Below are 13,424 nucleotides of genomic sequence, written 5' to 3' on the forward strand. Positions count from 1 at the left end.
GGAACAGGATCTCGCTATGCGTTATTTATGGTTTGTGGTTGCGCTTTTCCTGTGTTCAGCCGCGCCCTTGTCAGCCCAAGGCCAGCAATCCTCTTGCCGTGATTCAGGTTGTGAAGACACAGCGCAAGCTTCGCCAGCCCAGAAAAGCTGGCAGGCAAACCGATTGTGGATGAGTACGCCCAGGCCGGTGGCCGCGCTGAAATACGTTTTCCACTGCTGACCCAACCCGATTTGAGCGCAGACCTGCGGCCCTATATTCAGGTAGAAGATGCCCAAAGTGGCTCTTCTGTGCCTTTTGGCGTGCTCACTTGCGAAAAGCTGCTGCTGCTCACCGGGCTTGAACCAGTGACGGCCTACACGATCAGGTTCCGCAAAGGGCTGCCATTAAGTACGGGCTTGCTGGCATCGGAGCAGCTTAGCGAAAAAGGGTATTTCGACAATAACGAAAGCAAGCTGTTGCATCAGCAAGTGATTACGCTGTAACCGAATGTTCATGGCGAAGCCAGCCTGAATGTCGAAAGGTCGATATCGCGCGCAATTGCTGTTGGGTGAGACTCAATTGGCCAGCAGCCATTTTCAAGTGGAAGATTTCGTATCGGAAACCATGAAAGTGAACATTACCGGGTTACCGGCGTTTGCGGCTATTGATCAGGCGCTGGTCTTTTCAACCGAAAGCCTGTTTCTGTTTGGCGCGCCGGGTGCCGTTAGGCCCATTTCTGAACAGCTACCAGCCAATCCTACACGCCAGCCTTTCGACGCATTCGACGGCTTTGAACGTGGTGGGCTAGACGACAATTACCAGCAGCAAGCTCTGCGGGACTCGCAAACCCTGAAAATATCGGAGGCCGGCCTGGCGGATTTCGAATTCATCGCCAGTGCGTTTGAGTCCATCGCCAACAGCGAACTGCCCCAACGCGTAACGGTTGGAGTAGAGCTGGAAGAAGTCCCAGGCCGGGTGACCCGCCAAAAAGAATCGGTGTTTGTCGCCACCCAATCCAGCTGAATAGGGTTAAAGCCGGCCGCCGCCCAAAGCGGATATGGCAGCAGCCCCGAGTTTTTGCTGACCAGTGTGAATGCTCGCAGCGGTCAGGTTCATTCGGATGCCTTGCGCTGGCGGCTGATTGAGGAAGAGTGGGACTATTACTGGACTCGCAGCGTTGAAGACTGGGATTACCGCATTGAGTATTACGAGCAGGGCGTTCGCGCCAGCGGCATGGTTGGAGTGAACTCAGTCAGTAATCTTGGCCAAGCGACACTGACCTTGCTGGCTTTGAGTCACGGCCGTTACAAGTTGGAGCTGTTGCCGGAAATGGGTTAACCCGCCCAGACTCGCCAGCGGCAACATTGCCGTGAGCACAGGGCAACCGTTACTCGTTAAAGCCGAAGATTTTGGTTTGGCCGGTGGTATAAAGGCTCTGCGTGAAATAGCGGGTCTATCCTCTATAGCCACTGCCGTGCCGGTAACGGAAAATTTGGTGTTTCGGGTTAATAAATAGCATCAATTTTCATGGATTAGCGGGCGAAAGAAAATCAAAGGAGATCAGCAATCGATGCTCGTCGAGATTCATAGAAGGCGAACGATGAACCATACCCGCGCCTTCGTTACCTTCCCACAGTTCGCCTTTTAATAAAGCGACATCTCCCGGTAACAGCGTTTCGATATGGTTTCCCGAAGGGTACAGGCCGCTTTCTTCGTCGCTGAGCCCGCCGTTGCCGGCGCCAAGCTTGCTGCGATTGACACTTTGGTGGGGCAGCCAGTCAGTGCCTGTGCCCAGATAGGTGGTAATCAGACGGCAAGGTATTCGATCAACATGGAACCTTGGGCACATGGCACGGGTAGGCGTCGCAATGCGAAGGCCAACCATGTTGAGCTCAAATAGGCAGCCAAACATATCAACCAAAAAGCCGATATCTTTTTGCAGGTGAGGATAGGCCGCCAGATGGGGCAGAGCTTCTTCAACATTAGGCGTATTTGCCACGGATATTATGGTTCGATGACTGCTGATGCCTTTTTTCTGGCTCAGGGCCTGAACTTCCGCAATCAACTTGGCCCCCACGGGACGCCGCCAAACAGCCATGTTGACATCGTCTCGATAGATTTCAGCAAGGACATCAGGCAAGTCCCCAAAAACAGCTTGACGTGTTCGCGATAGATTTGGTGATGCCTTTACCGTCATACCTCGGCCTCCCAGATTGGAAACGGATCGGCCAAGTGTTGCCACTGAGTCGGCCCGGCTAGCAATTCATCGTCGGTCAGCAAGCAGTCGTCGAGCGCTTGGTTAAACTGCGACTGATCGAGATTTTGGCCTATAAACACCAATTCTTGTCGCATATCGCCGAATGGGTCTTGCCAGTTCTTCTGAATCTCGTTGAGGGAGTCTTCATCTTCCGGCCATTGGTCTTTTGGCACCGCCTTCCAGAACATACCGGCAAAACCATGGCGAGCCATGCCGCCTGCCTGGCTCCAGTGTCCAGCGAAGTCGGGCCGACTAGCGAGCCAAAAGTAGCCTTTGGAGCGAATCAGTTTGCCTTCGATACTGTTACTGTGCAGAAAGTCGTAAAACTTTTGGGGATGGAAGGGTCGGCGTGCAGTGTAAGTAAAGCTGCCGATGCCGTATTCTTCGGTTTCCGGCACGTGCTCGCCACGCATTTCCTTTAGCCATCCGGGAGCCTGCTGCGCGCGCTCGAAACTGAATTTACCTGTGCCCAACACTTGGTCGACATCTACCTGTCCTTTCTGGATAGGCACAATTTCCGCTTCGGTATTCAGCGCCTTCAGTATGGCGATCAAGCGTTTCAGTGTGCCTTCGTCAACCAGATCGGTTTTGCTGATCAGGATAACGTCGGCAAATTCCACTTGATCCACCAGTAAATCGGCAACGCTGCGCTCATCCTCTTCGCCTAGGTGTTCAGCGGTTTCCTGCAAGTCTTTGGCTTCGTCATAATCCGCCAGGAAATTCAGGGCATCCACGACTGTCACCATAGTGTCCAGCCGAGCGATATCAGACAAACTATTGCCGTCTTCATCTGCAAAGGTGAAGGTCTCCGCCACAGGCAAAGGTTCGGAGATGCCGGTAGATTCAATCAATAAATAATCAAATCGGCCTTCATCAGCCAGCTTGCGTACCTCCAGTAACAAGTCCTCACGTAAGGTACAACAGATGCAGCCGTTGCTCATTTCAATGAGCTTTTCCTCGCTACGGTTTAACTGCACCTCGTTTTTCACGGCACTGGCGTCAATGTTGATTTCGCTCATGTCGTTGACAATCACTGCCACTCGACGGCCCTCCCTATTGTTCAGCAGGTGGTTTAAAACCGTCGTTTTGCCAGCACCAAGAAAGCCCGATAAAACAGTGACGGGCAGTTTTTTACCAGTATTTCTCATAAAGCTCCGCTGCTTCTGATAAGAATTAAGAATGTTATAACATATCATAAGCCAGAGGCAAGAATAGGACAACGGTTGTATTGACAATACTTTTGACGGGGCACGAAGCTTCGCCTACCGAGTCGGTAGGCGAATTCGCACGTCTACGTTTATTTATAAAAATGCGGTATGTGGGCGTGACCCGGGTGAGGTGATTGTTCTGTACATCGCCTCATAGCAAGACTGAAAAACCGCCCGGGATCGAATGCTGTTTCAGTGTTATTGGTAAGCAGGCGCCGTTTCAACGGCCTCTGCCAGCATCTCGGCAGTAATGGGTGACAGCGTCCAGCCCAAGTGGCCGTGGCCAGTATTGTAGAATACCGTTGGCAGGCGACCCGGACCAACTCGCGGCATCATGGTGGGAAGCATGGGGCGCAGTCCTGCCCATGGCACAACCCGTCGGGTACAGACCCCGGGGAAGCATTGCTCAACCCAACGGGTGAGCGGGCGAATGCGGTCATCTCGAATGTTGCGATTGTAGCCGTTGAATTCTGCTGTGCCGGCAATGCGGAAACGATCATCGCCCAACCGGCTGGTGACCAGTTTGGTGGCGTCGTCTAGCAGACTAACGGTTGGCGCCGCTCGTCGGGAAGCTTCGTCGTCCAGCTCAACCGTGATGGAGTAGCCTTTTACCGGATAAATATTAACGCGGTCACCCAGTTTCGCAGCCAGTTCCCTGCTGCCAACGCCTGCACAAACCACGACACCATCGAAGGTGTTACGAATTTGTTGTTCGCCATCAAAAGATGTTATCCAGGCATGGGACTGATCTGCGCTCAGTTCAGTAACCGTGTGGCCGTAACACGTTTTGACACCGCGGCGCTGAATGGCATCTGCCAGCCCGCTGGTAAACTTGTGAATATCACCGGTGGAATCACTTTCGGTGAAAAAGCCACCGTAGAAGTTGCCAGCCAGGGTGGGCTCAATTGCTTTCATTTCATTGGGAGTGACTGCTCGGCGCTCCAGGCCTCCTGCTGCCAGTAATTTCGAGACGTTTGCCGCGTGGTCGAAGCCGGCTTTGTCGCGATAGATGTGCAGGATGCCCTGTTCCTTCAGGTCGAAATCGATGCCTTCTTCTTTTGCCCATGAAAACAGATGCTCACGGGCAGCGATCGCCAGGCGGGCGGTTTCGGTGGTGTTTTTTTCGTACTGGGGAATGGCCGCCATGAACTCAGTAAACCAGCTCAATTTGTGCCAGGAGGGCTTTGGATTAACCAGCAGCGGTGCATCGCTGTGGAACATCCATTTCATGCCTTTGATCACGGTCTGCCAGTTGTTCCAGACTTCTGCATTGGACGCCGACAATTGACCGCCATTTGCGAAAGACGTTTCCATAGCCGCATAACGATGCTTTTCGTAAACAGTGACGCCAAAGCCGCGCTTGGCCAAAGAATAGGCGGTGGTGATACCGGTGATGCCACCGCCAATAACTGCAATGTGCTTCATAACAATCTCCAGAGAGCGCCCAGCGTTAGTCAGCTACCTAAAATGGTAGAAGCACCCCTTCCGTCTCTGAACCTGAGAGATTCACAAGCCGGTGCAGTGAAACCGGCCGTTTGCTCCTTCGGTGTGCCGAGTGACGCAGTCATCGGCAGCTCTTCGGAAAGTTATCGTGTTAGCGGTCCTTTTTGCCTGAGAGTTTCCGGGGCAGTTGCTCCTTCGGCGCCGGCCACACAGCTGTGTGGCGCAGTCTCTCCCGCTAACACCTTTTGTCTGCAGTTTACGTCAGCTGGATGCGCAACAAAAAAGAGCAGGCTCGTTTTCCGCATTGGTTGAAGCAAGCGCTGATGTTGCTTCAGGAATTCATTTATTACAAGCCCGATTTGCGTCTGACAGTCGACCGCGCTCAACGAGCTTGGCCGAATTGGTTGAGTCACTCAGTACAAATGGTATACGAAACGGCGATGGGAAGAGCTATCTTAATAAACAAAAAAGCTCGGACCTTTTGGTGCCGAGCTAAGTTGTTGAAAATATGGTCGGGACGGTAGGATTTGAACCTACGACCCCTTGCACCCCATTGAGTTCGTGTAGTGTTTCTTTTCGGTTCATTCAGTTTCATTTCGTTTCCGTTTTAGCTTATTAACTATATGTTTTAATTGGTTTTTTGTAGAATTTTCTGTGTTGGAAAGGTTCAGGTGGTTTCAGGCTGTTTCATCGGTACCCAGCAAGTACCCACGCCAAAACCTGTACCCGACATGTACCCAAGATTCTTTAAAAACCAGCTATAACGGAGAGATGACATGGCAGTAAAAAACAAGGAACTCCTTCCTCGGAGTGCCGATTCGTCAGATAAAACCATCCAGAAAATGCGCGCTGAGCAGAAAGATGTCTACATCCACGATTCTGCTGTGACAGGTCTGGTTTTGCGCGTGACGCCGAGTGGCAAACGATTGTGGCACTTGAGATACAGCACTCAGGTTGGCTCCGGCCAGTGGGTTAGTCGAAAGCACTCTCTCGGGGCATTTGATGATGGCCTAAAAACACGTGCTGCACGTGAACTGGCAGAAGCCTGGCGAGTCCGCATTCGACAGGGAGAAGATCCGCAAGAAGAGAAAAAGCGCGTCGCTGAGGAGCGTAAGCAAACGGAAATTCGAGAAATTGCAGCGCAGAAAGCCATGAAAACATTAGGTGATGCTGCTAATGCGTATGCGATAAAATTGGCCAATAAACAAAGTGGGCATACTGATGGTGGCAAGCATGTTATGAGTATTTTGAACAATCACTTGCTCAGCCGTTACGGTGACATGCCAATAAAGGCCTTCAGGCGGGAACATATTTTTGATGTTGTAGACCCGATTCTTGCTCGTGGAAACAACGTCATGGCGAATGCTGTCCTGACCAATACGAAATCAATGTTCCAGTATGCTATTAAAAGGGAATTTATCAAATATTCTGTATTAGACTGTTTAGCGAAAAAAGATGTGGGAGGCCCGGATAAGATTAGGGAAAGGGTTCTTTGTGCAACTAAGTTTAAGCAAGATGAGTTGCGAGAGTTGTATATTATTCTTCCAAATGCAGGACTGGCATTAAATCAACCAATCGCAATCCATATTTTGTTGGGAACAGCTTGTCGAGGAATAGAACTTTTTAAAGCGAGGTGGGATCAAATAAACTTTGATAAGCGCGAATGGATCATTCCTTCAGAGAATGCTAAAAATGATGATCCGATTGCTGTTTTCTTGTCGGATTATTCTTTGTATTGGTTTAAGCAATTGCGTGAAGTCACAGGCTATTCTGATTGGATGTTCCCGGGGCGATCAACAAAACGGCCTTACATGCTTCCTAAAGTGCTCAGTAAGGCCGTTGGCGAGCGACAGCTTAGTCCGGATGTTCCGCCAAGAAAGGGAAGAACGAGAGATCATTCGACTCTAATACTGCCGGGAGGTCGCTGGACCGTTCACGATCTTCGACGTACTGCTTCGACAGAAATGCAAATGCTCGGAATTTCCCCACACATCATTGACGCGTGTCAGAACCACCGTCCCCCAGGGAGTGTTCAGCGTCGTTATCAACATGGCGAGGACACCGAGAAAATGCACATGGCGTGGGATTTATTAGGACGTTCATTAAACTCGATGTGTCGAGCATCACCTGTGAGTGTGCTGATGGCGCAAGTAGACGGAATTTCTAAACCCATTGATAACGAGCATCGAAGCGTGATGTGTGAGTGTTCAGCTACCGTTATGTAATGTTGGGATTGCAAGGTGGGGTTTAGATGTAACCTTACGGAAAACCCATCTTGAGGCTGAAGCAATAGCCTCAAGATGGGTTTTCCGGACGCTTAGGATTTAGCCTATGCTGTAACGATAAGCTAATACTGCGAACAAAGTCTGGATTTTTTTTATGAAAGTGGTGAGAGCCGTTTAACTTAGCGCCCATCCCAGCTCTGGTAGCCTTTAAAAATCTTTAGTCTTAAACTTTGAAACTTCTGAGTACACAAGCTCATATATGATTCGTGGTTCGATATTGGTGTTCTGATCTGCTGATCGGTAAATCATGAGGAAAGCCTAATTCTATTAGAGTTTCGCGAACATCCGCTTCCTCCAAAGTGCAGTTCCTGCCGAGCATTACTTCGCGTACCTGCTCAACCAAAAAATCATGTTTGTAATACAGGCGGCGACTGCCGTGCACTATTCTGTGCGCATAGTTCTCGGTCAGAAATCCTGGATCGAATAACTCATGATCCTGCTGAAAATAATCCCGAAAATTCTTGATAAGACGGATTTCTTTCTCTACCTGATAAGACTTCTTTTTTAAAGTGCACGCGGCGCGAATTAGATGAAACCCAACGGACAATACTCTTGTGTCTATTTTTGCTCGCGGTGGTAGTACGGACAAACATTTATCAATCAGTGCTTGTTCTGGATAGTCTTCGTATTGAACGTGTTCCAAAAACAGGTTCGGAATATCCCGAAGCACAATATTTGACGGTCTCCCTCCGATACTTTTTTTATTGGCTTTGCGCATCTCCATAATCCATTTATAGGCATCTCGGTCATCCGGGCGCTTGTGGATGCGGCAGAGTGTTATCGCGTCAAAGCCAATTGAAAGCCCAGTTGTGTCGCCTCCGTAGAGTCGCCAATTCGTCAGGGAATCTCTCTCATTGGAGAAACAGGCAATCCCAAAGCGTTCAGGTTTTATTTTGCAGAGCATGGAGCGAACGATAGGTTCCATTTCTGGGAATTCGAATTTCCCCTCCGAAATCATCCGTTCAAAAGACTCTGTAAAGTGGGTTATCTCAGTTTCGTCGTTTAGCGCAGTGGCTTCCGTCAACCACAGTTGTTTCGACTTCAAAACTAAGGGGAACGCTTCCTTTGACGTGTAGTGATAAATCGTTGGAATATCAACGCGCATCCTTGTCCTCCTCGTTGATTTAAAGATCTATAAATAATAATAGTATAATCCCAATTGAGACGCTGTCAGCTTAGAAAAAACGTAAGCAGCCGATTGTCAAACTCTTCTAATGATCGCAGATGTCCAGTTGTGCGGTAGCAACTCACCAATGGGTGTTCTTTTGCGCAGGCAGTCTCGTCAGCATATCTTTTCGATATGTTGACGAGACTGCCTATTCAGTTTGGCAGAATGCATTAGTGTCACGAGCGCAGTCCCACATTATCCGCTTCTCAGTGAACCCGCGAATAGCCAATTTTTGCGACCCTATTCCCAAGGCCGGGTCTGATTTTCCATCTAGCTGGTATCCATTGGCACTGCACCTTCGTCCAAGTAGCGCGTGAGGTCAGCACGGTCCATCGATTTTAGGCTGTAACCGAGGGCTTTGGCCGTGTCAGAGCAATCCAGCTCTTTCTGTGGGTGCGCCAACTGCTGCCTTCCGATCTATTAGCGTAAAAAACCTGAGGCAAGTTTGCGGTGCGATATCTGCCCCGCAGTTGAATTGCTGTTGGCAGCGCTACTAGGTGTCGTTAATAGACTACTGCTCTTTTCCTGCTGTTCATCACCGACGTAGTTTACCGCCTGACGTTTCGCGACTTAGAGGCCAGTACGCCACACAATCGAACCCGAGCAACACCAAACCACCCCACACAATATGGAAACCATTGTGAGCACAATGAACAAATTCCGCTTTATCAGCTCTGCCCCTAACACCGACCAACTACACGCCATCATTATTGAATCGCGGAACCACGAACAGGCTCTAGGCTCCATGCGGGCCAAGCTGACCCAGGACGAGAAAGTCGTGTCCGTCAATGTTCACCAGGATGGCAACTGGCTTGTGATCGAGGGGGAGCCACTAGAGGCAAGCCAGATCATCTCACACCCCGATTACGAGAACCCGGGCGCATTGATTGAAGGCCCGGCCATCGCATCCGAAGATGTTAAAAGCACTGCAGTGGTCACCCAACCCGAGAAACGCGGCAGGGGCTTCAAAGTCTCCGGCTCGCCCACACCTTCCCTGCCAAAGCCTGGCGCTATCGGCGTTTCCGGAGAACCGTTGATCGTGGTCATCATGGGGTCCGTAAGTGGACTGCTCCTCATTGCGGCACTGATTGGCGCTGTAGCGATTAACTGGTTATACGTACCCAGTGCACCACTCATGATGCTGACGCTCTTCTCTCCACCTCTGGCCGCCCTCGTAATCACCTTTATCCTGAAGTACCTCGCCGGTATCCTCGCCACACTGCTTCGCATGGAAGTAGCCAACAAAGCCGAATAAACGGAACCGCAGATACAATCAATTGATCAGGCCGGGAGGCGAAAGCCAACCGGTCTCATGTCAGAAGGGCGAAAGCTTTTTCTAGTTATTGGTGTTCGTTAGTCTAACGCGCCTGCCCCTCTGATCTACGGAACGACTTGTGCCATTAACAAACAGTCATCCAGTGCCCTTTGGGGCCGAGATAGCTCTGACAAACTCTGATTAAACTCAGCCTGTTTGTGAGGTCTGATCAGGTGGTCAATCGGCATGAGAACCGCCGGACAATGACTGCCACCCAGCGTGCACTAGGCAATTTAAATGGAGTAGCCCTCCACCGGACATCGGTACAACCTTCAAAAAATAACTGTGAAGCTATTTTCCGGGCTGGGAAGCCCCCGATGTTCGGTCTAAATGCGCGCAATTCGTAATTGGAGGCATATCAGCCAGTTTTTTTCTTGCAGCGGGGCCTAGTTATGAAAGACTGAGTTGGAATTCAAAGCTGGAGCGTTTGATATGAATGAAGAGAAGACTCTTGCTGAACTCCGGGAACTTACCTATCTGGAGGTTCTTGAACTGTTTGACGGAGACCAGGTCGCTGCTGGTCAGTGGTTATCATCATCCATTCGTGCCCTTGGCAACCACCCACCAATCTCGCTCATGGGAACTAAACCGGGCCTCCAAAAAATCCGGAATTTGGTAAGGAAATGGGGAGAGGGTGCAGTTTCATAGATGTGTCCCCCCCAGATCGGTAGTGGCAACAGATTGGAACTAGCACTCTACCACCAGAATTCACCGCGCCAAAAAATAAACCCCGTTTGATCAGTTTTCGACGAAATACCTGCCTTATTGCAATTTTCGCTTAATTACACCGCCCAACGATTGCTTGAGTTTCCGTAATATTGAACTGCATTCAATACTAATCGGAGACAAAGATGGAAAAACCAAAATTGCAAATGTACTTCACCGATACGGAAGTGGGGGACTACTCGGTATCCTCTGGCATCATCCGGCGCTGGGTACGTGAAGGCCAATTTCCTCAGGGAAAAAAGCTTAGCTCAGGGTCAACGCGGTGGCTAAGAGCCGATATTGAAAAATTCGATCAGGAGGTGCTTCGTCGAAATGATACGGCGTTCACGGAGTGAACGTTGCACCTAGGGCAAGGAATTCGTCTAGATTGGCAGGTTGTGAGGTGAGTCTCGTGACCGGGTAATATAAGTGGCAACATGCATGGCCCGAAATACCAGAACAGTCGTTATCCGCCAAAAAACACTGCTGGAGATGCCTCATCTCTCCAGCAGTCGTCTCTCTACTCTACCTTGTCGACTGCCGACAGAAACGTTCTTCGTCGTCGAGAGTCGACGAAAAAACTCTTTTAAAAACAACAATTTGTAACAAATCTACCTCTTGCACCTCCGATGATTTCCGATAGTTTTAAGGTGTACCCCGGATGCCGGGATTAACCTGAAATCATTAGAGGTAACCTATATGACGAACACTATTGAAGAAATCAACGAGCTGTTAATCCAAGCCCTCGCACTCGCCCAGAATATTGATCGTGTCAAAGAGATCGAGGTGGTTCTGACCTGCCACAAAATCCAGGGACAGGGGTTCGTACTCCAAAAGCAGCTTAATGAACAAAGCAGAACCAACTTAATCCCAAGAACTCCTCAGGATATTGGTGATCAGCTGGGCTCAATTAAGAAAAACACCTGGTTCAGGGTTGCTTGAACGAAATGTCCGGCAGGGACGCCGGACTCTATTTTGCGAGGTGATATTATGGAAATTCAAAAACAGGCAGAAATACTCCAGACAATCCTAACAGCCGACCCGGATATCAGTGAGATACATCTCATCTTCCACCTACGCTGGGACGACTGTACGGCTACCGTAGAACTTTTCTGGAGCGTCGATGAGCCAGACCGGCATTACATGGCCATTGATTTCGATATGAGGAACGACTGGTATCCTCTCGGAAGCTGATTCGTCGTTTTGCAAAGCTCTCCGCATGCCTTTTATGTGCGGGGAGTCTCCCGAACTCCTCGCAAGATACATACCATATTTATCGGCCCTCCTTGATTCAAAACACTCCTCGAACGTGAAACGCCTCATTAGGTTGTAAAGAGCGACTTTTTTGTCGCAGTACTGGCGTAAAATTCGTACAAACGCCCAACATTTTCGCTCTATGTAGGTCTATACCGGCCAATGCGGTTGTTACGTTTGAACTAGCGCTATATATTGGTTGCTCATTATTTTGGGCGCTTTCCAGTCGCCCAATCGCTTGTGAACAGCGCTATGCAAGAACAGGGGAACGAACCCATGACCGAACTGGATGATCGATGGTTGTCAGTCAGCGAAATCGCCAAGTATCTGGGGGTCAGCAACGATACGGTATACAGGTGGATTGACAAGCAAACGATGCCGGCTCACCGCGTAGGCCGGGCATGGAAGTTTAAAAAGGACGAAGTCGATGGATGGGTTCGCAATCGCGGCGCAAGCGATGGAAATAGCGCCAATGCCTAACGATAAACAGCTTGCCCGTTTTGGGTTTCGATTTGAGCGCGGCGGCACCCACAGCTCGCGAACCATGATGCTAGACGAATTGACGGCGCTACTGAGCTACGTTGATCGCTCAGAGGCAGAAAAGGCTGACTACCTGCACGCCATAGAGGCAGACAACTGCTTGGGCAAACGCTCAGGTAAAACTCGCCGCCTCACCTACAGGCACTTGGCAGAGTTGTATTCTCTCGACACAAACCATCTACTCTTCCGCACCTTGCTTTATTTCTGGCAGCGTGATGAAGAAGGAAGACCAATGCTGGCGCTTTTAGCAACTTACGCCAGAGACTCTATTTTTCGCACCAGTGCGTCGTTGATTCTCAAAGCACCGGAAGGCTCAATCATCACCCGTGATTCGGTCGAAGAACGTATAGACAGCCTGGAACCAGGCCGCTTCAGCAAAGCTACTCTAAAATCCACAGCCCAGAACATCAACTCCAGCTGGACTAAATCTGGCCACCTGACGGGGCGAAACAAGAAAACAAGAAGCCGGGCCATTCCGACACCGAGCAGCGCCGCCTATGCATTGTTGCTGGGTTACTTAACCGGCGCCCGTGGGCAAGGTTTGTTCAGCACTGAATATACAAAGCTGCTGGACTGCTCCAAGGAGCAAGTCATTGAATTGGCCGAACAGGCCTCCCGCAGGGGATGGATAACCTATAAGCGGGTTGGGAGTGTTATCGAGGTCTTGTTCCCCAGCCATATTAATCAGCAAGAACAGGAGTGGTTACGTGAGCAGGGTTAAACGCCTGATTCAATCGTATGGACGGCACATTGCTGTCCCCTGGCGAGATGACGCCGCAGCCGCTCAGCGGGTTATTTTCTGCGTCTATAACGAAAACGAAGAGCGATGGCTCAGAGCGAGGGTAGACGAATTTGAAATAGTCACCCGTCAGTCGGGACACGACTGGGCGTTGTTCGATCTGACCAACAGCTTCGCCAGTTGGCTAAGCACCCAACGGTATGCCAAAAGCTATTTCCAGAAACCGCACCTGCTGGCCACTGTTTTGCCCAAATACCTCGACTACATCGTCAGCGATTTAGAGCGTGTTCTGAAAGAGAAGAATGCAGACAACAACACCGTGGTAGCCGTACAAGGTGTTGGCTCCCTGTTCGGATTTCTCAAGGTCAAAGACGTTGTAGATAAGCTGGCGCCCCTGGTACAGGGGCGGCTGCTAGTTTTGTTCCCCGGCAGTTATGAAAACAACAACTACCGGTTATTGGACGGTTACGACGGGTGGAACTATCTCGCAGTGCCGATAACCGCAGACAAGGATTAAGGAAAGAGGCTGT

Annotated in this window: 15 protein-coding genes and 1 riboswitch; of the genes, 11 read left to right on the top strand and 4 right to left on the bottom strand. The window is 50.2% G+C overall.

From position 1 onward, the window contains the following. Positions 1 to 165 precede the first annotated feature (165 nt). From ABA45_RS05720 to ABA45_RS05730, 3 genes are read left to right on the top strand one after another with little or no spacing between them, the layout of a single operon-like run. Positions 166 to 483, top strand: coding sequence for a hypothetical protein (locus ABA45_RS05720; protein WP_048384684.1), 318 nt, complete (start codon positions 166 to 168; stop codon positions 481 to 483). 28 nt (positions 484 to 511) lie between these two features. Further along, complete coding sequence (locus tag ABA45_RS05725; RefSeq protein WP_048384685.1) at positions 512 to 1,003, top strand: hypothetical protein; 492 nt, start codon at positions 512 to 514, stop codon at positions 1,001 to 1,003. Beyond that, positions 1,004 to 1,318: a hypothetical protein gene (locus ABA45_RS05730; protein ID WP_198147127.1), complete on the top strand. Its 315-nt coding sequence runs from the start codon at positions 1,004 to 1,006 to the stop codon at positions 1,316 to 1,318. A gap of 187 nt (positions 1,319 to 1,505) precedes the next feature. Here ABA45_RS05730 and ABA45_RS05735 read toward each other — a convergent pair whose 3' ends face one another. The 3 genes from ABA45_RS05735 to ABA45_RS05745 form a co-directional block, all read right to left on the bottom strand. Further along, entirely contained in the window at positions 1,506 to 2,177 is a 672-nt protein-coding gene (locus ABA45_RS05735) for a DUF1826 domain-containing protein (protein ID WP_048384687.1), read from the bottom strand. Next, complete coding sequence (zigA, locus tag ABA45_RS05740; RefSeq protein ID WP_048384688.1) at positions 2,174 to 3,385, bottom strand: zinc metallochaperone GTPase ZigA; 1,212 nt, start codon at positions 3,383 to 3,385, stop codon at positions 2,174 to 2,176. Before zigA ends, ABA45_RS05735 begins: the two co-directional genes overlap by 4 nt. A 258-nt stretch (positions 3,386 to 3,643) precedes the next feature. Continuing rightward, a complete protein-coding gene (locus ABA45_RS05745) occupies positions 3,644 to 4,870 on the bottom strand; it encodes a D-amino acid dehydrogenase (RefSeq protein WP_048384689.1) in 1,227 nt (408 codons plus the stop codon). Between the two features lie 163 nt (positions 4,871 to 5,033). Beyond that, a riboswitch (glycine riboswitch) is annotated at positions 5,034 to 5,133 on the bottom strand. Between the two features lie 531 nt (positions 5,134 to 5,664). Between ABA45_RS05745 and ABA45_RS05750 the strand changes: the two genes are divergently transcribed. Continuing rightward, complete coding sequence (locus ABA45_RS05750) at positions 5,665 to 7,113, top strand: tyrosine-type recombinase/integrase (protein WP_048384690.1); 1,449 nt, start codon at positions 5,665 to 5,667, stop codon at positions 7,111 to 7,113. A gap of 253 nt (positions 7,114 to 7,366) precedes the next feature. Here the strand turns inward: ABA45_RS05750 and ABA45_RS05755 are convergent, their stop codons facing one another. Further along, positions 7,367 to 8,278, bottom strand: a complete 912-nt coding sequence (locus ABA45_RS05755; RefSeq protein WP_048384691.1) for a DUF2971 domain-containing protein — start codon at positions 8,276 to 8,278, stop codon at positions 7,367 to 7,369. A 703-nt stretch (positions 8,279 to 8,981) separates the two neighbouring features. Here ABA45_RS05755 and ABA45_RS05760 point away from each other — a divergent pair. From ABA45_RS05760 to ABA45_RS05795, 7 genes are all read left to right on the top strand, one after another. Then, positions 8,982 to 9,596 carry a hypothetical protein gene (locus ABA45_RS05760; protein ID WP_157035526.1) on the top strand — a complete coding sequence of 205 codons (615 nt, stop codon included), beginning with the start codon at positions 8,982 to 8,984 and terminating at the stop codon, positions 9,594 to 9,596. 492 nt (positions 9,597 to 10,088) lie between these two features. Then, positions 10,089 to 10,304: an MbcA/ParS/Xre antitoxin family protein gene (locus ABA45_RS05765; RefSeq protein ID WP_048384693.1), complete on the top strand. Its 216-nt coding sequence runs from the start codon at positions 10,089 to 10,091 to the stop codon at positions 10,302 to 10,304. A gap of 203 nt (positions 10,305 to 10,507) precedes the next feature. Beyond that, entirely contained in the window at positions 10,508 to 10,717 is a 210-nt protein-coding gene (locus ABA45_RS05770) for a helix-turn-helix transcriptional regulator (RefSeq protein WP_048384694.1), read from the top strand. Between the two features lie 343 nt (positions 10,718 to 11,060). Beyond that, entirely contained in the window at positions 11,061 to 11,303 is a 243-nt protein-coding gene (locus ABA45_RS05775; protein ID WP_048384695.1) for a hypothetical protein, read from the top strand. Positions 11,304 to 11,891: 588 nt separating this feature from the next. Then, on the top strand, positions 11,892 to 12,095 hold the full coding sequence (locus tag ABA45_RS05785) for a helix-turn-helix domain-containing protein (protein ID WP_048384697.1): 204 nt from the start codon (positions 11,892 to 11,894) through the stop codon (positions 12,093 to 12,095). Continuing rightward, positions 12,088 to 12,876 (top strand): hypothetical protein, encoded by a 789-nt coding sequence (locus tag ABA45_RS05790; protein WP_048384698.1) that lies wholly within the window; start codon positions 12,088 to 12,090, stop codon positions 12,874 to 12,876. Before ABA45_RS05785 ends, ABA45_RS05790 begins: the two co-directional genes overlap by 8 nt. After that, positions 12,863 to 13,411 (top strand): BREX protein BrxB domain-containing protein, encoded by a 549-nt coding sequence (locus tag ABA45_RS05795; protein ID WP_048384699.1) that lies wholly within the window; start codon positions 12,863 to 12,865, stop codon positions 13,409 to 13,411. Before ABA45_RS05790 ends, ABA45_RS05795 begins: the two co-directional genes overlap by 14 nt. Positions 13,412 to 13,424: the final 13 nt, after the last annotated feature.

The organism is Marinobacter psychrophilus (assembly GCF_001043175.1).
Taxonomy (GTDB): Bacteria; Pseudomonadota; Gammaproteobacteria; order Pseudomonadales; family Oleiphilaceae; genus Marinobacter; species Marinobacter psychrophilus.